The sequence below is a fragment of the Bradyrhizobium sp. RP6 genome, assembly GCF_003837805.1.
Classification (GTDB): Bacteria; Pseudomonadota; Alphaproteobacteria; order Rhizobiales; family Xanthobacteraceae; genus Bradyrhizobium.
Map to the genome: position 1 here is coordinate 68,682 of NZ_RQIT01000028.1, position 21,152 is coordinate 89,833.

Annotated in this window: 21 protein-coding genes and 8 pseudogenes; 16 read left to right on the forward strand and 13 right to left on the reverse strand. The window is 59.6% G+C overall.

The features are described 5' to 3' along the window. Nucleotides 1-80: 80 nt before the first annotated feature. The gene (locus tag EHH60_RS38270; protein WP_245333213.1) at nucleotides 81-242 is read left to right on the forward strand and encodes a hypothetical protein; all 162 of its coding nucleotides are present in this window, start codon (nucleotides 81-83) and stop codon (nucleotides 240-242) included. A 1,915-nt stretch (nucleotides 243-2,157) separates the two neighbouring features. On the opposite strand, the gene EHH60_RS32685 is transcribed toward EHH60_RS38270, so the two are convergent. Continuing rightward, on the reverse strand, nucleotides 2,158-2,328 hold the full coding sequence (locus EHH60_RS32685) for a YegP family protein (protein WP_074448437.1): 171 nt from the start codon (nucleotides 2,326-2,328) through the stop codon (nucleotides 2,158-2,160). A 126-nt stretch (nucleotides 2,329-2,454) separates the two neighbouring features. Between EHH60_RS32685 and EHH60_RS38275 the strand changes: the two are divergent. The 4 genes and pseudogenes from EHH60_RS38275 to EHH60_RS38280 form a co-directional block, all read left to right on the forward strand. After that, nucleotides 2,455-2,626: pseudogene (locus EHH60_RS38275) on the forward strand (IS3 family transposase); the annotation flags it as partial. A gap of 767 nt (nucleotides 2,627-3,393) precedes the next feature. Next, nucleotides 3,394-3,720 (forward strand): hypothetical protein, encoded by a 327-nt coding sequence (locus EHH60_RS32695; protein WP_124163420.1) that lies wholly within the window; start codon nucleotides 3,394-3,396, stop codon nucleotides 3,718-3,720. Nucleotides 3,721-4,003: 283 nt separating this feature from the next. Then, nucleotides 4,004-5,154 (forward strand): annotated as a pseudogene (locus tag EHH60_RS32700) (IS3 family transposase). Nucleotides 5,155-6,065: 911 nt separating this feature from the next. Beyond that, nucleotides 6,066-6,599 carry an MATE family efflux transporter gene (locus tag EHH60_RS38280; RefSeq protein WP_245454645.1) on the forward strand — a complete coding sequence of 178 codons (534 nt, stop codon included), beginning with the start codon at nucleotides 6,066-6,068 and terminating at the stop codon, nucleotides 6,597-6,599. 129 nt (nucleotides 6,600-6,728) lie between these two features. Here EHH60_RS38280 and EHH60_RS32710 read toward each other — a convergent pair whose 3' ends face one another. Then, complete coding sequence (locus tag EHH60_RS32710) at nucleotides 6,729-6,950, reverse strand: hypothetical protein (RefSeq protein WP_124163421.1); 222 nt, start codon at nucleotides 6,948-6,950, stop codon at nucleotides 6,729-6,731. Nucleotides 6,951-7,035: 85 nt separating this feature from the next. After that, nucleotides 7,036-7,452: a hypothetical protein gene (locus EHH60_RS32715; RefSeq protein WP_036032173.1), complete on the reverse strand. Its 417-nt coding sequence runs from the start codon at nucleotides 7,450-7,452 to the stop codon at nucleotides 7,036-7,038. 454 nt (nucleotides 7,453-7,906) lie between these two features. Between EHH60_RS32715 and EHH60_RS32720 the strand changes: the two genes are divergently transcribed. Together EHH60_RS32720 and EHH60_RS32725 are read left to right on the forward strand one after the other, a co-directional pair. Further along, complete coding sequence (locus EHH60_RS32720) at nucleotides 7,907-8,188, forward strand: PIN domain-containing protein (protein WP_124163422.1); 282 nt, start codon at nucleotides 7,907-7,909, stop codon at nucleotides 8,186-8,188. Then, entirely contained in the window at nucleotides 8,167-8,325 is a 159-nt protein-coding gene (locus EHH60_RS32725) for an NYN domain-containing protein (RefSeq protein WP_244429440.1), read from the forward strand. The genes EHH60_RS32720 and EHH60_RS32725 overlap by 22 nt, the downstream gene beginning before the upstream one ends. Before the next feature lie 27 nt (nucleotides 8,326-8,352). Here the strand turns inward: EHH60_RS32725 and EHH60_RS37800 are convergent, their stop codons facing one another. Both EHH60_RS37800 and EHH60_RS32735 read right to left on the reverse strand, forming a co-directional pair. Beyond that, nucleotides 8,353-8,550, reverse strand: a complete 198-nt coding sequence (locus EHH60_RS37800; protein ID WP_050996322.1) for an ImmA/IrrE family metallo-endopeptidase — start codon at nucleotides 8,548-8,550, stop codon at nucleotides 8,353-8,355. A gap of 1,009 nt (nucleotides 8,551-9,559) precedes the next feature. Then, on the reverse strand, nucleotides 9,560-9,760 hold the full coding sequence (locus EHH60_RS32735) for a hypothetical protein (protein ID WP_036032177.1): 201 nt from the start codon (nucleotides 9,758-9,760) through the stop codon (nucleotides 9,560-9,562). A 38-nt stretch (nucleotides 9,761-9,798) separates the two neighbouring features. Between EHH60_RS32735 and EHH60_RS32740 the strand changes: the two are divergent. Beyond that, nucleotides 9,799-10,073: pseudogene (locus EHH60_RS32740) on the forward strand (transposase); the annotation flags it as partial. Between the two features lie 292 nt (nucleotides 10,074-10,365). Here EHH60_RS32740 and EHH60_RS38285 read toward each other — a convergent pair. Next, nucleotides 10,366-10,663: pseudogene (locus EHH60_RS38285) on the reverse strand (IS481 family transposase); the annotation flags it as partial. Nucleotides 10,664-10,766: 103 nt separating this feature from the next. Between EHH60_RS38285 and EHH60_RS38290 the strand changes: the two are divergent. The 3 genes and pseudogenes from EHH60_RS38290 (at nucleotide 10,767) to EHH60_RS32760 (ending at nucleotide 13,180) form a co-directional block, all read left to right on the forward strand. Further along, nucleotides 10,767-11,033 carry a transposase gene (locus tag EHH60_RS38290; protein WP_036032180.1) on the forward strand — a complete coding sequence of 89 codons (267 nt, stop codon included), beginning with the start codon at nucleotides 10,767-10,769 and terminating at the stop codon, nucleotides 11,031-11,033. Between the two features lie 17 nt (nucleotides 11,034-11,050). Continuing rightward, a pseudogene (locus EHH60_RS32745) lies at nucleotides 11,051-11,851 on the forward strand (IS3 family transposase). A 1,074-nt stretch (nucleotides 11,852-12,925) separates the two neighbouring features. Continuing rightward, entirely contained in the window at nucleotides 12,926-13,180 is a 255-nt protein-coding gene (locus EHH60_RS32760) for a ParB N-terminal domain-containing protein (protein ID WP_124163425.1), read from the forward strand. A 147-nt stretch (nucleotides 13,181-13,327) separates the two neighbouring features. On the opposite strand, the pseudogene EHH60_RS32765 reads toward EHH60_RS32760, so the two are convergent. Next, a pseudogene (locus tag EHH60_RS32765) lies at nucleotides 13,328-13,874 on the reverse strand (IS66 family transposase); the annotation flags it as partial. A 60-nt stretch (nucleotides 13,875-13,934) separates the two neighbouring features. Between EHH60_RS32765 and EHH60_RS32770 the strand changes: the two are divergent. Beyond that, nucleotides 13,935-14,939, forward strand: coding sequence for an IS110 family RNA-guided transposase (locus EHH60_RS32770; protein ID WP_124163426.1), 1,005 nt, complete (start codon nucleotides 13,935-13,937; stop codon nucleotides 14,937-14,939). 349 nt (nucleotides 14,940-15,288) lie between these two features. On the opposite strand, the pseudogene EHH60_RS32775 reads toward EHH60_RS32770, so the two are convergent. The 3 genes and pseudogenes from EHH60_RS32775 to tnpA form a co-directional block, all read right to left on the reverse strand. Then, nucleotides 15,289-16,196: pseudogene (locus EHH60_RS32775) on the reverse strand (IS66 family transposase); the annotation flags it as partial. Nucleotides 16,197-16,243: 47 nt separating this feature from the next. After that, entirely contained in the window at nucleotides 16,244-16,564 is a 321-nt protein-coding gene (gene tnpB / locus EHH60_RS32780; protein WP_430642467.1) for an IS66 family insertion sequence element accessory protein TnpB, read from the reverse strand. A gap of 23 nt (nucleotides 16,565-16,587) precedes the next feature. Continuing rightward, a complete protein-coding gene (gene tnpA / locus EHH60_RS32785) occupies nucleotides 16,588-17,049 on the reverse strand; it encodes an IS66-like element accessory protein TnpA (protein ID WP_433960407.1) in 462 nt (153 codons plus the stop codon). A 27-nt stretch (nucleotides 17,050-17,076) separates the two neighbouring features. On the opposite strand from tnpA, the gene EHH60_RS38875 reads away from it, so the two are divergent. After that, nucleotides 17,077-17,280, forward strand: a complete 204-nt coding sequence (locus EHH60_RS38875) for a hypothetical protein (RefSeq protein WP_199752320.1) — start codon at nucleotides 17,077-17,079, stop codon at nucleotides 17,278-17,280. Between the two features lie 323 nt (nucleotides 17,281-17,603). On the opposite strand, the gene EHH60_RS37810 is transcribed toward EHH60_RS38875, so the two are convergent. Next, nucleotides 17,604-18,230 carry a hypothetical protein gene (locus EHH60_RS37810; protein ID WP_199752322.1) on the reverse strand — a complete coding sequence of 209 codons (627 nt, stop codon included), beginning with the start codon at nucleotides 18,228-18,230 and terminating at the stop codon, nucleotides 17,604-17,606. A gap of 187 nt (nucleotides 18,231-18,417) precedes the next feature. Between EHH60_RS37810 and EHH60_RS32795 the strand changes: the two genes are divergently transcribed. Next, the gene (locus EHH60_RS32795) at nucleotides 18,418-18,633 is read left to right on the forward strand and encodes a helix-turn-helix domain-containing protein (RefSeq protein ID WP_124163427.1); all 216 of its coding nucleotides are present in this window, start codon (nucleotides 18,418-18,420) and stop codon (nucleotides 18,631-18,633) included. Beyond that, nucleotides 18,623-18,856 (forward strand): hypothetical protein, encoded by a 234-nt coding sequence (locus tag EHH60_RS32800; RefSeq protein WP_124163428.1) that lies wholly within the window; start codon nucleotides 18,623-18,625, stop codon nucleotides 18,854-18,856. Before EHH60_RS32795 ends, EHH60_RS32800 begins: the two co-directional genes overlap by 11 nt. 476 nt (nucleotides 18,857-19,332) lie before the next feature. On the opposite strand, the gene EHH60_RS37815 is transcribed toward EHH60_RS32800, so the two are convergent. Beyond that, complete coding sequence (locus EHH60_RS37815; protein ID WP_199752324.1) at nucleotides 19,333-19,491, reverse strand: hypothetical protein; 159 nt, start codon at nucleotides 19,489-19,491, stop codon at nucleotides 19,333-19,335. Between the two features lie 322 nt (nucleotides 19,492-19,813). Between EHH60_RS37815 and EHH60_RS32805 the strand changes: the two are divergent. Further along, a pseudogene (locus EHH60_RS32805) lies at nucleotides 19,814-19,948 on the forward strand (transposase); the annotation flags it as partial. Between the two features lie 94 nt (nucleotides 19,949-20,042). On the opposite strand, the gene EHH60_RS32810 reads toward EHH60_RS32805, so the two are convergent. Continuing rightward, nucleotides 20,043-20,879 (reverse strand): Mom family adenine methylcarbamoylation protein, encoded by an 837-nt coding sequence (locus EHH60_RS32810; protein WP_124163429.1) that lies wholly within the window; start codon nucleotides 20,877-20,879, stop codon nucleotides 20,043-20,045. Nucleotides 20,880-21,152 lie beyond the last annotated feature (273 nt).

Genomic DNA, 21,152 nt, shown 5'->3' on the forward strand with positions numbered 1-21,152 from the left:
GGTGCAGAAACCAGCCGTTCGCAGTTCTTCCGGCGAACACAACCAGCCTGTCCAGCAACTATCACATAGGAAAGATCGGGTTGAACTACCATTTTGGCGCCGACCCGCGGACGGCGCAATGGTCCGATGCGCCGCTGTACGCGAAAGCACCCGCCGGCGCACCGATTGCTTACACGGCTGGTTGGTCGTTCGAAGGCGGATCACGGCTCTGGCTCAGCGGGACGATTCCAATTGAACAATAGCGCAGTGCCGGATGGCAGCATCGCTCGCTGAGCGATGGCCTTCCACCGGTGCTGTGCATTGAGCCATGTGACGCCTCTGTGTTGAACCAAGAAATTGATCGTCGAGACGACCTCGTCGGATGCCCGCGACTCGCTAGATGCGAATATATAACACGCAAAGCGTGTGATGATCGTCGTCAGGGGTGCCTGCCTTGTGGAGGGCTGGGGAAACGCAGCGTGCCAGGAACTGCGCATTTACCCGGCCGCTCCAACGAGCTTAAGGTTAGGTGGAAGGTTTTGGTCGCTTGGGAATGTGAAGCCGCAAACGCGATTGCGGAGATACTTCAAGCTCGCGACCTGATCGCGGCGATGTGAACGCGGCGATTCGCTTACAAGCACCCTCTCACGTGAGGGTGGAAAAACCTGGGAGGCTTCAAAAAACCCGTAAAATGGTGAGCGCACAAGGGATCGAACCTTGGACCTCTCCTGTGTGAAGGCCAGCCGTCATTCTTGAATTTACCGGCAGGGTGAAATTCCCCGTTTTCCCCGGATCAATCGGCCGCGTTGATGCCCCTCCGTATCCGCCACATCTTCTTGGGAGGGAGCTCTGGGCGAGGGGGTTCTGTGCAGTCGGGCGGCGCTGGGGGTAGCCCGCGAGCCGCCCCTGCGGCGACATGCGGCGCCGCCCGGTGCCTTCGGCAGCTGGAAAAGGAGCCTGCAACCGCAAGGCGAGCGGAAGGGAAGCGCCCTGCTCAGGAGCGGCCAGCTGAATAAGCGCGAAAAGGCCGCCTTTGGGGGTGAGCATCCGGTGAGGCTTTCAATTACCCATAACTTTGAGCACTCGGCCTGGTTTGCTGATCGGCGAAATCTTGAGTCGAAAGAATCACTTGTGATTCCTTACTGAGCACCTGATTCGCGAGGGGTGCTCTATGGGGCTGACATTAAGGGCTCGGATCCGCAAGAGGCCGGTTGCGATCCTTGGAGGGTGAATGTTGGAGTTGCATCGGATTTCAGTGCAAGAACTGGTCTTAGCCGGCGGCTGCGGCCCCTTTTGCGTAAATGCCCGAACCAGTTACGGCGGCTAGGGTTGAATAAATGGGGTAACATGGCGACATGAGTTGATCTGTGTGCCGGGCGAGCCCTCTTAGTCGGTGAGGCGTTCGGTGATGTGTTTTCAGACGAGGCCAATGATGCCGTCATGTCGAGGCAGCCTGCGACACGTTGGGAGATTACATTGTCGAGCACATCGGTAGGACGGTTGCAGGCGCGCGCGATGCGAAGGCGGTCCCCACATTTCTCTCTGGCGATCTGCGCGAAGCGCTCTCGGAGGGCACTAGACCACTTCGCCCCAGCCTCGCGAGCTAAAATGAAGGAATCTGCGCGGCTTACAGAGGCGCGGCGCAAACAGCTTGGTCGGGGCGGCAAAGCATCCTGCGCTTCGTATGGTGAGAGACGTATGCGGGCTGAGACGCATTGCGAGACGGTGAGGCTGTAGGGCGGTCCAAACAGGCCGCCCTTTTGCTTGGCGGCTCGCCCGAACGACTGAAAGCCTCCACGCCTGGTACATTTGGAGCCGCGCTTGGCGCGGCGGCGATCTGACCTTGTCGGGCGTCGAGGCTTTCAGTCGTTCGGGCGTTCAGGCGTGGAGCCTTCAGGCGGGAGGGGATAATGTGCTCCGGAGTGACATCTGGAGAGAATGGAGCGTCATTTGTCCGGGTCGCGTCCGGGTGGAAATTCCGAAACGTCCGCGTTACCGCAGTTGAAAAGATTGATGAAAAAGGCAAGCCCAGACGGGCCGGGACTTTTGTCGGGGTCATGCCCAAAACCTTGAATGTCCCGCCACGAGCGTTCTACTCTGGGGCGGACAGGATGGGGTGAGAAGGAAAATTATCTTATCGCCTGTCCGACCTGAAAGTCTGATGGAATGAGGGTGGGGTTACCCCCGCACCGGAGTGTCGCGGTCGGTGCTTTTCACGAGTTCGATGACCGCAAGGCAATCGGCTCTGTTGTGATAGCCCTCGCCAGACTCAGCGATCTTGCGCATATTTCCAGCGAGTAGCGTCCAACGCCACTCATCGCGCGTGTCGCGGTAAATTTGAAAGTACACGGCCTACCTCCTGCGTGGGTGTCGATGCCCGGCAGGGTACTGCTAAAAGCTTGCAGTGGTACCTACCCGGGCTGGTGGGGGGGTCAATGGGAGCCTCACGTTAGAGGTCCCCGCCCGGTTCTCTAGAGCTTCTTCCATACCTTGAAAACCGAGCTGGTCCATCATCGCGACTACAACACCCGTGCCGAGGCCCAGCGCGATATCTTCGCCTTCATCGAGGGCTTCTACAACCGAAACAAGACTCCACTCCGCCCTCGGATATGTCGCCCCGATCGAAATGGAGCTAAAAGCCGCTTAACCCGTCCACTTTTTCAGGGGAAGATCACTTTGCCCTGGCCGCTGATGCAGGGATATCGCATCACGCTTCTTCGCACGGGTGAAGCCTTTTGAGATGACCGACATTAAGTCTGATAGCGTCGCGCGTACCGAAATCAACGTCGTAAGGCTTGGCAGGGGTGTGGAGTGATGGGGGTAGCAAAGCTACAGTTCGCGCCGCGCACTGCCCCTCTCGAAACTGATTGTCCCGATGTCTTGGCTCACGCGCTCGCGAAGCTGGGGCGATGCGATCAACGTCCTGCGTCTGACGAGGAGCTGCCTAAAATCGTGTTGCCGTTCCTTGCTTGGGCGGCTTTGCGACGGCAGGACCTTCCGGCTCGCGCCATCAGGGTCGTGATGAAATGCTGCGGTGAGCCGATGGTTGAGAGGGCGCTCGGTATCCATCGCTTGCGGCAACTGAAACAGAGATATGGGGAGGTCAGCGCACCGTTCGCGTCGGCCTGATCGTTCTGAAGACTGACAGGCTGAGCGGCGTTAAGTCGCTCAGTCGTCTGCTCTGTGAGAATACCAATCCTGGTAGGTCACTTAAGGCCGCTCCCTCGCTAAAATCACTGCCGGGGTTCGCGGCACGTGAAGGGACAGCGCCTTCCTTCCTCCAGCGGAATGCGCCGAGTCATGCCGCCGCTAACTTCACCCGCAGTGCGGATGCGGCAGGATAGCGCCTTTCAAGGCTCGCCGATGTAGGCGCCGAGTCGCATCGGCGCTGTTTTGAGCCGACGAGGAAAGCGTATGTTCAAGCGACAAACCACGGCATCAAGGGCTAAGCCATTAAGACATTTCCGCGCGCGGAAACGGATTCCGACAGCGCGCGACCTTGCTGAAGCGTTCCATTTCGCAACGCGCGTATTCTACAGAAGAGTGCCGGCAACGGGCGTGTGGTTTGAGATAAGAGATCGTATGGTCAGAACAGCCGAAGGGCAGTTCTATCTTATCGAAGATCACCCCATTAAGCTTGGCGGCCATGAAGTCGCACGGCCTTACAGTCTAGCGAGCGTCTTTGCGTGGCTGCAGGATTCCCCACAACAGATTGAGCGCACTGTCGTCAAAGGCGGCTAAGCTTTGAACAGCCCACGCGGGCTTTTTTTTTCGTTTTGTGGATGCCGCGCAGGTCTCGTCAGCCTTTCGTCAGCCAGCGCGGATACGGAGCCCTTGGGTTAGCGACACGCGCCAGGGACAGCGCAATGGCACCAGGATGGTCAGCGCCGAGTCACGTGGCCATTAACTAGTGGTGCGGGCGGGGTAGGCACAGGGTCTGATCCAACGCAACTGAACCTCCTCCGAATGAGTGGACACCTGTAGTAGGCTCATTGAGCCCGGAGGTGTCGAATGGAACGTCAACATCGGTTCATTTACCGAAGAGTACAAGCGCCAAGCCGTTGAGTTGGCTTTGAGTGGGCGCTTCGATCGGGTCTGTTGCCAAGGAACTCGGTCTGCGTGACTCGGTGCTGCGGCGCTGGGTTGACAAGCTGCGGCAGGAGCCGACATCGGCGGCGTGGCGCCCCACCACGCAGGCGACGCCGATGTCGGCGGACCAGGCTTCGGAGATCGCCCGTCTGCGCCAGGAGAACGAACGCTGCGCATGGAGCGCGACATTTTAAAAAAGTCGATCGCGATCTTCGCCGGAACCCGGACATGAGCTTCCGCTTCATCGAAGACCATCGCGACGCCTATCCGGTGCGGCTGATGTGTGCCGTGCTCGAGGTCTCGCCGGCCGGCTATTCCGCCTGGCGTGATCGCCCGGTCAGTGAGCGGACCAAATCCGATGCCAGCCTCCTGGCCGCGATCCGGCAAGTCCATCAAGACAGCAGCGGGCGTTACTGCAGTCCTCGCGTCCATGCCATCCTGCGCAAGCAGGGACGTGGCGCCAGCCGTGGCCGGATCGAGCAGCTGATGCACCGGCACGGTATCCGCGCCATCATGGCGTCGCCACGCCGGGGGCGCACCACCGACAGCCGTCACGATCTCCCGATCGCACCGAACCTGATCGCGCGCGACTTCACCGCTCCCGCCCCGAACCGAGTCTGGCTCGCCGACATCACCTACATCCCGACCGCGGAGGGCTGGCTGTATCTGGCGGCCGTCATGGATCTGTTCAGCCGAAAGATCATCGGCTGGGCCATGCAAGACCATATGCAGGTCGAACTCGCATCCGCGGCACTGACCATGGCCATCAACCAGCAACGGCCGCAGACCGGATTGATCCACCACTCCGATCGCGGCGTGCAGTATGCCTCACAAGCCTATCGCAACGTCCTCACCGGCGCCGGCATCATGGCATCATGAGCCGCAAGGCCGATTGCTACGACAATGCCCTGATGGAGAGCTTCTTCCATACCTTGAAAACCGCGCTGGTCCATCATCGCGACTACAACACCCGCGCGAGGCCCAGCACGATATCTTCGCCATATCGAGGGCTTCTACCGCCGAACAAGGCTCCACTCCGCCATCGGATATGTCGCCCCGATCGAAATGGAGCTAAAAGCCGCTTAACCCGTCCACTTTTTCGGGGGAAGATCAGTCTCCCATTGCGGCAAGCTGTCGGACCAGCTTAGAGAGTGCCTGAAGACGTGGGGCCGACCGATTCTGGTAGTTGTGCCGCAGCTTTTTCCGATGGATGTATCCCACGTCAGCTTCTTCCGCCGCTGAGGCTGGCTGTGTGGGAGTTAGCGGCGCGTGGTAGGGACAGCGCTTCTTCTCTCTCATCGAGCGCCGAGTCACGTGCCGCTAGCTTCAACCATAGGGCCAACGGATGCACATATGAGGTTGGTCTCGCGTTCGAAAGCGCCAACGCGCTGCTGGCCAGTCTCGTTGATGCTGCACGCCGTCGAGTTTGACCGGTTCGCGGTCCTCCTGCATCACCGCCGTGACGAGCAGTGGCAGAATCTTCCTCGTCTTTAACCACTACTGCGAGTCGACCGGAGATGGTCCGGTTCATCGTGAACTGCACGACGGATGGGGACACTCCTAACGCGTCAGCCGCGGCGTCGCGCCAAAGCTGGCGGCTCAAAGCATCACATTTCGCTCGCCGCGGGCACGATCATCGTAAGAGCCGAGGGTAACACACGATTCAGCATGTGGACGATGATGACCGCCTTCATACTGAAAGTTGTGCTCGATCCGGTCTTCATATTCTTACTGGACCTGGTGTGCGAGGCGCAGCCCTCGCAACGCTGGCATCTCAGATCGCAGCCATAAGCCTCTATATATCGCGTATTCTACGAATGCTCGCGGGATAGTCCGCGTCAGGGCCACTCACATGTCAGTACGAGCAGATCGCATCAGACAGCTCGCATTCATAGGGTCGCGGGCGAGTATAACCAACAGTTTATCTGCCGTTGGCTTGATGCTCTTCGGAGCCGTTCGGCGAGAATGCGATCGCCGCGGTGGGAATAGCTATTCGATTGCTGACGATCGGCGCACTGCCTGTCACCGGCTTCTGTATAGGCTCTCAAGCTATCCTGGGTTTCGGTTGGGGCGCACCAGATTTTGCTCGCGTATTGAAGGCTGCGAAGTTGATGCTCTCGATGACTGTCGCTCTTTCCGTTGCCTATTCTGCGGCCGTTGTGATCTTTGCCCGGCCTTTGGTCAGGCTGTTCAGTGATAGCGAGAATGTCACGAAAGTTGCGGTCTCGACCTGCATCGTCTTCCATCTCTTTTTTGGGCTTTTTGTTATTCAGAGCGTCGTCACAACGATGCTTCAGTCGTTCGGGAGAGCACGTCTCAGTGCAGTTGTTTCCTTGGCGAGGCAGGGATATCTCTTCGTACCGGCCGTACTATTCCCGCTCATGTGGGGTTTCAATGGACTTTTGGCCAGTCAAGCAATCGCTGAGCTGGACCCCGGAATGATCGCGCTTATTGTGATGTTCCACCAACTCGCTCAGATCGGACGAGCGCTGCGGCACCCCGCTTCAAAAGCGCTCGAGATCGCGGGTTGAGCTGACAACGGACATCATCGGGAATCCAGCGCATTGAGTCTTCTCCCCGGGCCAGATCCGCAGTGAGTGCTGGATCCGCGCTGATCGCTTTGTACGAAACGTACAGCGCCGCGTTCATCGACAGAAGCGCTATTCCTGAAACAAGCTCTCCGTTAAATTGTCGCTGGAGGCATGGAGTGTCGTGATGGCTACGAGCAGTTCGATTTCCGCCGGATCGCATAGATCGCGATTGACGAGGCGGCGGCGGTCTGCGTTGAGCAAGTCGACGCCGAGCGGCCAGGGCGGGTGAAGCAACGATCGTTCATGAAGCGGCGGCGGAAGTAATAATTGCCCAGCAATCTTGAAGCGCACCGCGCTCGCATAACTTTTTTATGGAATATTTTCCTATTTTCCGAATGACCGAAACCGCTGGTTAATTTCCAACCAACCGCCTTACTTACGACGCCTTCGCTTGTCGTCGGCGGACAGCGTCGTGCTGGCGTCGCCTGCGTTTCCGCATACGTCGAACTAGCGCTATCGAAGGCATCGATGGCAGCGTCGTGGCTGCAGTCGGCCCCTCGACCGCGTGGACATTAGGCGGCTCCATCACCTGGGCGGGTGCGGGCCGCGCCTCCATGATCTCGAGAACCGCACGACCCTTGTCGGTGATGCGCCAGCCACCGTTCATGCGCTCGATGAGACCTTGGGAGAAGATATCCAGGTCGGGCACGCGGGCCGCCAATCGCTTCGTGCGCTCGCTCCAGTCCCGTCCGCTGGTCGCCAGGATCGCCATATCGCGCTTGAGGTCGGCCATGGCGGCGAACCCGTCTGGATAGCTGACCAGCACCTTGAGAACCGTCACCTGGAAGTTCACTGCCCCACTCCGTACCCGGCTTCCGCGAACTTATTTCCCCTACATCTTAGAGGCACTCGAGACCTCCTGTCGAGGTGCGGGCGTGGTGATGGCTTAGAACTCCAGCCCAACTGCTTGATGCTGGCCAAGGCTCTGCTTCACCCGCAGTGGCCTAGTCCGCTCGCGAAGCTCATCGGCGATCAAAAATGTGCGGCGTCTGGGGGTCGAGGCCTTGCGACCTGGTACCGCATGCCCATATCGACGAAGCTCCGGCTCGCTCGGGTCATTATTCTCCTAAATCATTATTTTGATCATTTTCTCACGATCCTCATTGGAGAAGCGCCCGCATGACCACCTACACTTACGTCGACAATTCCAACCTCTACATCGAGGCTCCCGCGTCTCGGCCGCCAAAAAGGGCAAGGCGAAGAACATTGCCGAAGCCATGAGAAACGGCATTGTGGATCACGGTTGGATGCTCGACTACGGCACGCTGTACAAATATGTCAGCGGGGAGGACACCGTCGCCAAGTTGTGGGGCTCGCCACCTCCCGGCGACTCCTTCTGGAAGATGGTCGACAAGGTCGGCTTCAAGACCCACGTCTACAACAAGAACGCCGGCAATAAGGAGAAGAAGGTCGACGTGGCGATCGCCACGGCGATGATGGATGACACTTCAACGTCATCGACAAGGAAAACGACGATATCCTGCTGGTGGCCGGGGATTCGGACTATGTGCCGGTCGTCGAGAAGCTGATCGAGCGCGGCTTCAAGGTCGAGGTGGCGTTTTGGGGTCAAGCGGCTCGGGAACTGCGCCAAGCTGCCGCAAATTTCTTCGAGCTTGATGGCAAGCTTGATGAATTCACCCGCGCCGCGCCGCAAGCAGCCGCTTAGATCGCTCCCGCGATCCAGCGGGCGCAGCTAGGCCCGCGCGAAGCGGCGGCGGTTCGCCACTCGCTGGTAGGCGCCGGTCACGTTGAGCCGCATGCGGACCAGCGGCTCGCTTGCGCCATACATGTCGGACGCTTTCGAAATCGTGAGGCTGAGGGCGGCGATGTGCATGGCAGCCTCGTCCGAGACCAGGAGCGCCGGTCCGAGCCAGTTGGCCTCCTCCTCCATAGTCTTGTCGTAGTTGCGGGTGCCTGACGGGTCGAAATCTGCATCGGCGGATGCAACAGCAGCCCGTGGGCCAATTCGTGACTGATATCAGCGGCCTGCCATTTCCTGTCGTGGGCATCGTTATTCACAATGAAGCGCTCCTGGCCGACCGCAAGCGTCACGGCCGAGAAGTCTTTCTGACCGTTGCCTGTTCGTAGGTAAGCGACCGCGTCAGGAGCCAACTTCGCGTAGTCGCTGAGCGGAAAAACCGGAAACTCCAGATGCTCAGCGAGACGCCAGGGGCAAAGCGGCAAATGCGGCGCGATATCCAGCTCCTTGCGGAGGCTGGTCCACATACCAGTTCGCTTCTGCTTTGAATGGTCATGCCCCAACATCAGGTTGGCGCGTACTGCAGTTACAAGACACTCACATCCATGCAGACAGCGCGCTAGGTATATCTCTGTCTGAGATACTGCCAGTATGCGTTCGGCCCGAATCACTCACCTGAAATGTTAATTCACGAGTGGTTTCAGGGGCGACTGGAGTTGATTATTCTACCCCTGCTCGGGTGGACCTCCCACGGCGACTCCTTTTTTCGGGGATGGGGCGAAATGATGAAGCAACTTGTAAAAACAACTGAATGGCGCGAGACCAGCGACACTGGCCGCTTCGTTCTTCGCTGGGCGGAAAGCATCCTCGAAACCAGCTTGATCACCAATCAGGATGGGTCAACCTCGCGAATCAGCCGTCCACGAATTCGGGAATTCGAAGAGGAGCGCGATATTCAAACAGCCATGAACGGACCGCGATCGAAAAAGAAACTGCGCAATTGGGCGGCCGGGAGACTTCATAAGCTACGATGGCGTGCAGGTACCTGCACGCTGCGATTAACTGGTCGACCGTTAAGAAGCTGGACCGAGCTGAGCTGTCGCTTCACCAGGGCAACAGCCCGCCCCGTATGGCGGAATCTGACTGAAATCCCGCGGCGATGGTGGGGCGCGCACCATTACATCTTGGCTGAGGCGCGGAATTATTCCGCGTTCTCCGCCGGCAGAGCTAAAGATAGAGATAACTCACGTGCCTGCCCCGGCGTCACTTGGAGGTAAACGCCGACGACGCTCGCAATGGCAATGGAGATTTCATCATCCATCTGCTCAATTATGATGGCACCCGGCTTGTCGATTTCGATCCGGCAATACGTCCAATGATAACCATCCTGTTCATTCGCCATCACGACACAGCCTCCATTTGTCATCGGTTCAGCTGGAGGTCGTGTGGGCGGACGGCGTCTTCCTGCAGGCTCGCATGGAAGACCACAGCAAATGCATGCTGGTGCTGATCGGCGCGACGCCGGAAGGCAAGAAGGAACTCATCGGCTTCCAAGTCGGCGTGCGCGAGAGCGCGCAAAGCTGGCACGAACTGCTCGTCGAAGCCAAAACCCGTGGGCTGAAGATCGCCCCGAAAAAGTGGCCGTTGGTCATGACGCGCTCGGCTTCTGGAAGGCGCTCGACGAGGTCTTTCCCGCGACGCGACATCAGCGGTGCGATGGCCGACGATTATCTCACGTCGGCGCGTCTTGCGGTAAACCATGCGTTCGATTGTCCAAGCCGTCATCGTTCCTCACGGTAGCACCAGTTGATCCGAACCGAGTTGCCGCGCCCTCTCTATTGCCGCCCTGCGCGTCCTGGGGAACATCAATGGGATCTCCGTCCTGAATTCATAGTCTTTGACCGAAATACTGGGCGATACGATCCGGATGCGCCAATAGCGGCGCCCCTTGGCTTCTTCCCGTACTCGCGCTCCCACCGCGAAGGGTCAATCGTAACGTAGCGCCCTGGAGCTCCGCGTCAGATGGAGTATGCTCGGCTGCAGGGCTTAGAGCCAATCGAGCGGCAGCAGCACTGTGCCTCCGGAAAGCGGCGATGATCACCTCTTTCTCGATGGAAGGATTGTCGATTGGCTCCCTTGGGGCCTGTCGAACGATCGGCGACGGTCTCGCGCTGCTTCACTTCGCGACAGTCTTCTATTGATCCCATAGCGCTTGGCGAGTGCTCTTAGGCTCTTTTTGACTATTTTGTATTGCTCGACGGACTCCCTCCGTCGTGGTGGTGCAGCCGTGTAAAACTTGTCCCATGGCGCATCCTTCGAATCGTGCGATGATCTGAGGCCGACAAACTGGACCATTTTTGGCTAGAGTTCTCGCTGCCGAATCCCTCGGCTGGGACGAGCGATGGACCATGAAGGCCTCGAAGTTTTCAGATGCTCAGAAGGCGTTCATCCTGAAACAGGGCAACGACGGGGTTGCGGTGGCGGAGATCTGCCGTAAGGCCGGGATCAGCCAGGCAACCTACTTCAATTGGAAGAAGAAATATGACGGGCTGCTGCCCACCGAGATGCGTCGGCTGAAGCAGCTCGAGGAGGAGAACGGCAAGCTGAAGAAGCTGGTCGCGGACCTGTCGCTCGACAAGGAGATGCTGCAGGACGTGATCCGCCGAAAGCTATGAAGCCCGGTCGGAAGCGCATGCTGGTCGACGCGGTCCGCAGCGAATGGCAGGTCTCGATCCGCAGGGCCTGTGACGCTCTCGAATTTGACCGCTCGACCTACCACTACAAGTGCCGTCGCTCCGGCCAGGCTGCCCTCGAACAGAAGATCAAGGAGATCTGCCATGTTCGTATCCGCTACGGTTATCGTCGTGTTCACGTGCTGCTGCGTCGTGAAGGCTGGCGCCATGGCCAGAACAAGACGCGGCGGATCTATCGCGAATTGGGCCTGCAATTACGCAACAAAACGCCGAAGCGCCGGGTCAAGGCCAAGCTGCGCGATGATCGCAGGCCGGCGACGCGATCGAACGAGACCTGGGCGATGGACTTCGTCCATGACCAGTTGGCGACCGGACACAAGCTGCGCGTGCTCACGATTGTCGATACCTTCTCCCGCTTCTCGCGGCGCTGGCGCCGCGATTCACCTTCCGCGGCACCGATGTTGTGGAGGTGCTGGAAAGGGCCTGCAAGGAAGTGGGAGTCCCGGCAACGATCCGCGTGGATCAAGAACAGCGAGTTCGTGTCCCGCGATCTTGACCTCTGGGCCTACCAGCGCGGTGTCACCCTGGACTTCTCGCGGCCCGGTAAGCCAACCGACAACGCGTTCATTGAGGCCTTCAACGGCCGCTTCAGGGCCGAATGCCTCAACGCCCACTGGTTCCTGTCTCTTGCGGACGCCTAGCAAAAGGTGGAGACTTGGCGCAGATACTACAACCGAACCCGGCTCCATTCCGCAATCGGATATATCGCCCCGATCGAGATGGAGCTAAAAGCCGCTTAAACCCGTCCACTTTTTCGGGGGAAGATCACACCGTCTGTCGCGAAGGCGGCGAGCCGCGCTCGCGTCAGGAACGCACCCCGCAACGCAAAAAGGGCTCGACGACGCGGTAAGTAAAGCGGACGCCTTGGAGGAGAATCTGTCCCCATCTCTCGTCTGAGCGGCTCCATTTCGGATAAGGTCAGGGGGCCGCTTCCCGAGCGCGTCCATTTTTGAGCAGATAACCTCAACCTGCGATCGCCGAACGGTGGTGGGTCCGCCGCACTGAACGGCAGTTTCGCATTGGCCCGCGAGACGGTCGGTCCGACCTCGAACAATGCACCGTTGCCCGGAAACGCGCAGGCCCGCACCAGCCCATGCAGGACGCCGCCGATCCGCTGAACGCGAAGTCCGTTGAATCCATATCCCGAATGCTCACCTTGCGTAGCGACGGCTGATCGCCGCAGTCCCAAATTATCTGACGAGGGACAGCCGTGATCACGGTGAGCCGAGACCTTGAAGCTTCGGATGACGTTCCTTCTGCGCCTTCGAGCTCCAACCCTTGGGCGTCTTCAGTTCGATGCTAAGCAGAAACCCGCCGGTGATATAAACGCGAATGTGGGTTCGCCCGCCGTAAGGCCCGTTAGCTTTTCATCCATGCGCTCGCGCCGCGAACGCTTGGCTCGGTTCATATCACCGGCACAGGTGATCGGAAGGCCGCAAGGAACGACAACCGGTCGGGGGTGCACAAAAAGAAAGCCGCCTGCGTCTTCACAAGCGGCTAAGTCAAGGGAGGAACGTCCAAGGAGGGCCGCGACAGCAGTAGCGCTGCCGCAGTCCATATATAACCATTCGCGATTGACGGCTCAACTGAACGTGTGGTTGACGAACGGATACGAAGGTTTATTGGGCTCGCCCTCGAAAGCGCGATGTGGCCTTCTGCCCGCCAGGCGGAGCTCTTACGACCAGTCAAAGTTGTCGCTCGTGCCCTGACGCGCGCACAGAATAGAAGTGGTTGGCCGCGCGGAACTCGGCGCCAGCGTCGAAGGGTTTGCTAGTCGCTGTCTTGGACGACCGATCCTCGCACCGGATGACGACATGGTCCTAGTCGGCATGGCGGCGGACAAACTGCTCGAAATCGCCGAGGCGCCAGTTGTTGTCGCGCGTGGGTGGAGCGATCAGCAGAAGCGCGCCTATGTCATCTCCGACGATCGGCTGACCGACGCCAGCCATTGGGATGACGAGATGCTGGGGCTCGAATCGAACGATCTCTTGCAAAGCGGGTTCGAGCTATCGCTGACCGGGATAAGTCTGGACGAGGGTCGCGCCTATCCGCGGGCGCCAGCGAGCTAGAGCGATGTCGGAATTGCCCGCTGGCGACGATCCCCATAGCCGACATGACGTTCATACGGTACGGCGACCAGGGGGAGACGGTTGACTGGGCAATCAACTTCGCAATCCTGCCGCTCCCTCCGAGTTACCAGGCGAACACCCGCGACGGTTGTTGGTCAAGCAGATCCTGCCGTCGTCGAGGAAGCGAGCGAAGCCCTCCCAGCGCCTGAGCATGTAATTCATAGGCTTCAGGACCTCGGAGGAGCGCGAGAGGGTTTCTCGCTCGCGGAGTAGCCAGTCGTGCATGTCGTCGAGCAGCGGCTTGCTTCTTTCCTGGCGCACAATACCCCGCTCGTCGGCGCTGCGGCCGTTGATAGCGCGCTCGATCTCGAACAGGGCGTCAAGGCGCCTGACCGCCTCCAGCGCGATCGGGGAGACCGGTTTGCCTTACTGTCCGTCCCGAGCGGTTTTCTCGATGTCGGCCAGCTCGAAGAAGCCCCCGCCGCGCATGGGCGAAGCAAAATGCCGGCGTGATCGGCATCGCTTTCCTTTGCGGATCGAACAACGGCTCGAAGCCGCTATAACAATCGGCTTGCAGGATGCCGGCGAAGGCGGCCAGATGCTTCTGGCGATGCTCGCCCCGTCGATCGCTCGAGGCGTAATAGACCGCAGCTGGCGGCGCCGGCCCACCGTAGGGCCGGTCATCCCGCACATAATGAGATGGACGGTCCCCGCCCTGATAAGCTGCGAAGAGCCACCAGAAGGAGAGCGAGCTATGGCTATGATGACAATCGGGCTTGATATCTCGAAGAGCTGGTTTCAAATCCACTGGATTACGGCGGATGGAGAAATTATCCGCAAAAAACTCGCCCGCGAGAAGGTTCTCGATTTCTTTTCACGGCTTCCAAGTTGCCTCGTTGGTCTTGAGGCTTGCGGCAGCGCTCATCATTGGGCTCGCGAACTGATAAAGCTTGGACACAGAGCCCGTCTTATGCCGGCCCGTTACGTAAGAGCCTATGTGAAAACAAATAAGCACGATGCTGCTGATGCAGAAGCGTGCTGGGAAGCCGTCCAACGGCCTGGCATGCGTTTTGTCCCCGTAAAAAGCGCCGAACAACAGGGAATTTTAATGCTACATCGCACGCGTGATTTGCTTACTCGACAGCGCACGGGCGCGATAAATGCACTGCGCGGTCATTTGGGCGAGCTGGGGATTGTGACCGGAAAGGGAAAAGCAAACGCGAGAGAGCTCATGGCACTTGTCGACGTTGACGATCGCATTCCACAAAGCGCACGCCGCGCCCTCTCAATCCTTGTCGATCAGATCAACGACCTTGAGCTAAATATTGAAAGCTACGAGAAGATGATCCTCGCAACCGCGAGAGACAACGAGGTTTGTCGCCGTCTCATGAAGGTGGCGGGCATTGGCCCATTTGCCGCCACCGCCTTGGCGGCGTCTGTCGATCATCCACAACATTTCGCTTCCGCAAGGCATTTCGCCGCCTGGCTTGGATTAGTACCGAAGCAGCATTCAACCGGGGGTAAGGAGCGCTTGGGTGGCATCAGTAAGCGCGGCGACGGATATATTCGCAAATTGTTGATACATGGCGCCAGAGCAGCCGTTCATCGCGTCCGTATCCATCAGGTCACAAATACCTGGATAACAGAGTTGCTAGGCAGACGTCCCTTCAACGTCGTGACGGTGGCGCTTGCTCACAAAACTGCCCGGATCGCTTGGGCGATCATGGCCAATGGTGAAGAGTACCGCGCGCGAGCATAAGTCGAGCACGGTTCCGTTTGCGAGGGCAAAAACAGAGTGATGGCAACCGGTCGGACCGGGGTCGGCTAAGCCCGTTGGACCTATCGAGCTTCAGAGCTCGTCAACGTAATTGGGCGCCGATCCGCGGATCTCATCAAGGCTCGTGGCATCGCCATAAAGCCGGATAGATAGCTGCAAACGACCGCTAGCCCGAACAAAGCAAATGGCCTTGCAAAGCGGGGACCGTCCATAGATAAGTCGAGCACGGTTCCGTTTGCGAGAGCAAAAACAGAGTGATGGCAACCGGTCGGACCGGGGTGGGCTAAGCCCGTTGGACCTATCGAGCGTCAGAGCTCGTCAACGTAATTGGGCGCCGATCCGCGGATCTCATCAAGGCTCGTGGCATCGCCATAAAGCCATAGAAATAGGTCCAGATCCGGCCGGTCGTGCACTTGCCCTTCGCCAGGGATGCGGATGGTGGTGTCGTCGCCATGAAGGCGCTCGGCTGCGAGTACATGACGCTCTATCAGCTGGAACAGCGGCATGACGGCGAAGGTTCGTGGCCGACCTGGTCAGCCAGCGTCGACAACGGCAGGTCGATCCTCTCGGCCTTAAAGCGCACACTCTGGCGGTTGAGCGGGATATGCATGCCGAACTTGTCGAACAGGATCGTCGCCAACAATTGCGGACCGATGAAGCCGCGCGGCGTCGCGTGGAACGGCGCCGGCGGCTGGCTGATCTTCTCGCAATCGCGGCAGGTGAACTTCTCGCGTACCGTCTCGATCAGCTTGAAGCGGCGCGGGATCTCCTCCAGCGTCTTGGTCACATCCTCACCGATCTTCGCCAGCCGCGATCCACCGCAGCAGGCACAGGTCGTTGGAGCCTCAATGACGACGCGCTCGCGTTCGATGTCTTCCGGCCATGGCTTGCGAACCGGCCGCTTGCGCATGAAGGGGCGGACGTTCTGCGTCTTCGCCGCTGCGCGCGGCAAGCTCATCCTCGGTCGCCGTGGTAACGAGTTCTTCGAGCTCCAATTCCAGCTGCTCGATCAGCCGCGCCGTGCGCTCGGAGCGCTGCCCGTGCAGTTCGCGTTTGAGCTTCTTGATCCGCAGCTCGAGATGCGCGATCAGCGCCTCGTTGTCCGACAGCGCCGCCCGCTCCTTGGCGGCATCCGCCACGGCCACATCGCGTTCAACCTGCAACGCCTCACGCTCGCCCAGCAGCGCCATGTAGGCACTTAAAAGATTCCGATGGAAGATCGTCCGGCTTCGATATCATGAAGCCATTGAATCAGATCAAGCAGCAGATTCAAACCGTAAAAGCGGCTATCCGACCCGTGTCGGCCGATGGGTTTCTTGAGGGTTACGCCAATCGATCCCGGACAGCAAATAGCTCAACTGCGCCGGCGAAATCGTTACCGATTCGCCGGCAACCGATGGCCAGATGAACTTTCCTCTCTCGAGTCTCTTTGTGAACAAGCAGGCTCCCTGGCCATCGTGCCAGATGGCCTTCACAAGATCGCTGCGGCGACCGCGGAAGACGAACAGATGACCGCTGAGCGGGTCTTTGTGCAGCACCTCCTGCACTTGGAGTGCCAGCGACGGAAAGCCTCTGCGCATGTCCGTGTAGCCTGTCGCGAGCCACACTCGCACATTCCCTGGTATAGCAATCATCGGCGTCCAAGCACATCGAGGACCCGCGCCAGCGCTTCCGGATCGACGTGCGCATCCACCCGGATGCACCGTCGGTTGTCGAGATCGATCTCTATCAATCCAGTACGCGCGGCTGCCACGGAGCGAACTCGGCCATCAACCGCAGGCAAAAGAGTCGGATTTTCCTCAGCCGAGGCCGCTACGGCGGCGATCTGCACCGGCGTAAAAGATGGTACAACTTGTTCCGATGTCCGTGCTTGTCGACGCCAGGTAAACACCAGGCTGGTCGCTACTCCGTTGCGACGCGCAACCTCAGTCACCTTCGCACCGGGCGCCAACGTCTCCTCGACAATCCGCGCCTTGTCGTCCTGCGACCACCGCCGCCGCCGCTCCAGCCCCGCCCAAAACCCTCGGCCCGCATCGCCTGATGACCTTAAAACTAGCAGACCGTGTGAAAAGTGTGCGAAGCGGATTCCAATGCCGGGCTCGCTGCGTTAGATTCGCGCATGGCACACATTTCTGGTTCCGATCGCTCGCAGCTGCTACTCCTGCCAGAGGCGATTGACGACTACGTCGGCGTCGAGAATCCCGTCCGCTTTATTGACGCCTTTGTCGATGGGCTCGATCTCAGGAGTTTAGGCTTTGCGCGGGTAGACGCGAAGGTCACAGCGCGGCCCGGTTACGACCCCGGTGATCTACTGAAGCTCTAAATTTATAGCTACCTCAATCGTGTTCGTTCAAGCCGGAGGCTGGAAACCGAGTGCCATCGGAACATAGAGGTTATCTGGTTGCTACGAACCCCTCAAGCCGGACTTCAAAACCATTGCTGATTTTAGGAGCGAAAATCGTGCGGCGTTTAAATCGGTTCTCCGCGAGTTCACGATCCTATGCCGACGCCTCGATCTCTTTGGACGTGAGTTACTGGCGATAGATGGCACGCGCATCAAGGCAGTCAACAACAAGGACAAGAATTTTTACAAAGGCATCACTGAAGGCACTCATCGCCACAGCCGACAAGAATCTCAATGACTATCTAGGCGGCGTCGGCCGCGACGGCCTCGCCAGCAACGCGAGCCGATGCCACAGCACGTCCCCCTTCGGAGGCAATATCTGCGACCCGTTCGAGGATGTCATTCAAAGCCGTTTCAATTGTCTTGCGGAATTGCAGATCGCGCGTCACGCGCGTCACGCGCGCCGGGAGCCCGGCGGCCTCGGCTCGGAAAAGCCCAGTGATCTGCTCGACGATCGCCATCGCTTCGTCGATCTCGATCAGGCGGCCTTCGCGCACCGCGTTGCGCAACTCGATCTCGCGCGTCCTGGCGTCGCGGACGCGGCTGTCAGCGGCGGATTTCTGCGCGCGCCGATCCGCGTCGTTGCGAAAGCGGATGTAGCCTTGCACGACATCGACCAAATAGAACTGGTCCTTGCCCTGCTTCTCGATCCAGCCCTCTTTCGAGAGTTGCCGCACGCGCTCTGCCGAGACCATGAGCAGGCGCCCGGCAAGATTGCTCGTCAGTAGTTGGCCGCGCCCGCCGCTGTCGGCGCCTACTGGTGCGGCATTGCCGCCGGGGGCGGCGGAAGCCCCGCCGGGTTCGGGGCGGCCCCGTGACGGCCCCACGGGCGATTGAGGGGCCGCCGCAACCCTTTGATCTTCCGCCATTTTCAGGCTCGCATTCGATCCTTGGGTCTTCCAACCACCGACCAGTGGCTTAAATCTGGGCCATTCCGCCGGCGATTTGGCCCAATACCGCCCGGCCGATTGCCCGGCGCTGATCGGTCAGCTTCCCGGCCTTCGGGGTCGAGGCCCTCTGCATTCCGCGATGGCCTGCCAATGAGGAGACCCGGGAATGACGAATTCAGAGACCGGCGCCACGCCCTTCGCAACGCCGCAATCACTGACCGACTGGCGCGCGCGCTTCGGCTATTCGCAGCGACAAGCCGCCGATGCGATCGGCTGCTCGCGCGGCGCATGGGCCGGTTATGAGCACGGCGACCATCCGATCACGAAATACATGTCGCTCGCCGTCGCGGCGGTATCGCTCGGAGTTGGCCGTGAGATTTGACGAGATCGAGACCCGGGCGGTCGTGGCGATCCGCAAGGCGGATCATTTCACCGCATCCATCTTCCTCGGGCGCGGCAAGTACCGCATCGAGAAGCGATCGACCGTCATCGCCGCGATGCAAGCCGCCCGCGAGATCGAGAGCGATCCCGCCGCCTTTACCCGGCGCGGCTCATTTGCGCCATTGCGCCCGACGGTCACGCTACGCTGCTCACCGCGGCGGTAATCGCAAAGCTGCTTTCGCCCTAGTCCTAATGGATGCCCGCAGGCCCTACAAACAAATGCAGCAGTGTACAGCGTAATTCTGCGCGACCGTTGCCGCAGTGCGATTGTCGCTCATAGTCGGCAGACGATCTGAGCCATGACGAATCGTTTCTGCGGTAGCCGGGGCGAGGAGCGGCAGAGCCAACGTTCGTGATGTTAGCTGCTGTGGCCTCGTCCAGTCTCAAGAGCTCAGCCGACGGGTCGTGACTGACGCTGCCACCCTTGTTTGCGCAAACGCGCATGACGGCATTCCCATCTTGGGTACCACACCGCGTCGACTTCGACGCGAGGAAAAGAGCCGTCGTACCGAAGCTCCAAGACGCACCCCTCGCTGATCGCTTCACAAGCTGTTTGAACCCACATGGCCCGTGACGAATGGAAAATAAAGGACCGTGGCGGGAATTGGTTCTCCGCACCACGGGAAAGGATCAAACGAGTTTAGCTGAGCCGCTCGCAACGCTCGCATTTAGGACGACCACCGGTGCCCGACGCCAGATACTGCCGCTCAATATTGTTGCCTTCGGTGCATTTGTCGTTGTCGTGATAGACGTTCTTTGTATTCGGCCTTTTCGAGTGGAAGGGCGATACTTTAGCCATAATGAAATTCTCCTTCAAATGCGCCCGTCGAATCGACGCGCGTAGAAGTAGTTTGCGGTTTTCTGCAACTTTTGCGGGTCAAACCTTCTGTTCACAACATTTAGTACAAAGATACCGTGCCAGCGCAGGTGGGGAGTGGTAGCTGCTCGAACTGCTCGGTCGACGCTCGGAGAAGGCGCCGGTTGCGGCCTTTGGCCGAGATGTACGTGATGGCGCTATGAGCGGGTGCGCGAGGAGGGGCATCATCGCGAGCCAGGCGGTGCTGATCGCGATCGGCGTCGACTGGGAAGGCCCGCTGGCGGCGGCTAGCCAAATGGGCGGCAAATACCCCACGCTCACCGGTTGGGCCGAGGACAACATCGAGCAGACCTTGGCTTACTTCCGTCTGCCCCTGGTGCACCGCAAGCACATTAAGTCGACCAACATGGTGGAGCGCCTCAACGGGGAGATCCGGCGCCTGCCGGTCCTGCGGCATTTCAGATCAAGGCGAGAGGCCGGGGAAGATGCCTCTTGTGCAAGCGGACGCGCTTGCGGAGAAGAGCACGACGGTATCACTGCCAAGGTTGAACTTTGACCGGGGCGCAGCCGTTGCCTGAGCAGCCGCATGCCTGATCTCGGTGACCACGGGCTTGCTGTGAGATCGCGCGATCACGTTGGAGCGGGGCGGTCGCCGCTGCCGCGCCGCTGTGCCGATTGGGGTCGGCCATCGCCTGCTTGCCACGCGCAATTCCGCGATACATCCCGGCGCCGCGCCGCTCGATCTCGGAATATCCGATCTCCTTGGGCACGAGCCGGGCCCGCGCCACCGGGTCGAAATAGATGTACCGCATCTGGTAGCCGTCGAGTGGCGTGCTCTGACCGGACCATGACCCGCCAGTCCTGGCGAAGTGCGCCGCGCGGTTCTTGCCGGTCACTTTCGTCATCTTGAGCGTGACCGAGCCGTCGGGCAGTCGCAAAAGGCTCTTGTTCAATGATGCCGGTGAGCACGAAGCCTGCCGCGCGATAGATGTCCCGTCGCCGCACTGGCACCCATCGGCGAACGAGATCACCCATTCGGTGTGGGGATAGTGCTTCTTGATCATCCGCATCGCGACCGCCAGTACGCGGCTCTCGCTGTTGCGCGGCAGCGCCTCGGAAAACGCGAGCCGGTTCAATTCGAAAAAGCCGTTCCACGGGGTCTCGCGCACCAGCCCTTGAATGTTGCTCTTGTCCATAGACGGGCCGAACGTCATCGCGCCTTCAAGGCGCCCGCCGAGGAAAACGCCGAGCGAAAGGAAACCGTTGTTGACCGTCTTGTGGCTGTAATGCAGCCTGATGATCAGCGCGTCGGCGTCTTTTTTCTTTCGAGATCGGCGCGACGCGGATTTCTTTAGTCTGTCCCATGGCAATCACTGAGTTCGCGACCTGATTCGAGGCTCCGGTTCGGGAGAGTCACGGCGGTACCATCAACCCACAAACAGCCCGTCGCGGAGCCGCCAATGCCCTGAATTCACTTCCGCTTTTGTGAAGGGTTTCGGATGCCGGCCGCATGAGGGGCGGCGCGGCGTATTCGGTGGCCGGCGTCCGAAAGCCTCCAAGGGAGGAAACCGCGCGTGAGGAAACGTAAGGCGGTGCGGCAGGCGCTATGGGGATTTGAGCGCCGCGGGCGAGCTCGTTGATCG

Bases quoted from the DNA above. Each gene is read 5' to 3' on its own strand.
- EHH60_RS32695 (WP_124163420.1), top strand. From the start codon at position 3,394: ATGTTCAAGCGACAAACCACGGCATCAAGGGCTAAGCCATTAAGACAT.
- EHH60_RS32720 (WP_124163422.1), top strand. From the start codon at position 7,907: ATGCTCGACTACGGCACGCTGTACAAATATGTCAGCGGGGAGGACACC.
- EHH60_RS37800 (WP_050996322.1), bottom strand. From the start codon at position 8,550: ATGGAGGAGGAGGCCAACTGGCTCGGACCGGCGCTCCTGGTCTCGGAC.
- EHH60_RS32735 (WP_036032177.1), bottom strand. From the start codon at position 9,760: ATGGCGAATGAACAGGATGGTTATCATTGGACGTATTGCCGGATCGAA.
- EHH60_RS38290 (WP_036032180.1), top strand. From the start codon at position 10,767: ATGAAGGCCTCGAAGTTTTCAGATGCTCAGAAGGCGTTCATCCTGAAA.
- EHH60_RS32760 (WP_124163425.1), top strand. From the start codon at position 12,926: ATGGTCCTAGTCGGCATGGCGGCGGACAAACTGCTCGAAATCGCCGAG.
- EHH60_RS32770 (WP_124163426.1), top strand. From the start codon at position 13,935: ATGGCTATGATGACAATCGGGCTTGATATCTCGAAGAGCTGGTTTCAA.
- EHH60_RS38875 (WP_199752320.1), top strand. From the start codon at position 17,077: ATGGCACACATTTCTGGTTCCGATCGCTCGCAGCTGCTACTCCTGCCA.
- EHH60_RS37810 (WP_199752322.1), bottom strand. From the start codon at position 18,230: ATGGCGGAAGATCAAAGGGTTGCGGCGGCCCCTCAATCGCCCGTGGGG.
- EHH60_RS32795 (WP_124163427.1), top strand. From the start codon at position 18,418: ATGACGAATTCAGAGACCGGCGCCACGCCCTTCGCAACGCCGCAATCA.
- EHH60_RS37815 (WP_199752324.1), bottom strand. From the start codon at position 19,491: ATGGCTAAAGTATCGCCCTTCCACTCGAAAAGGCCGAATACAAAGAAC.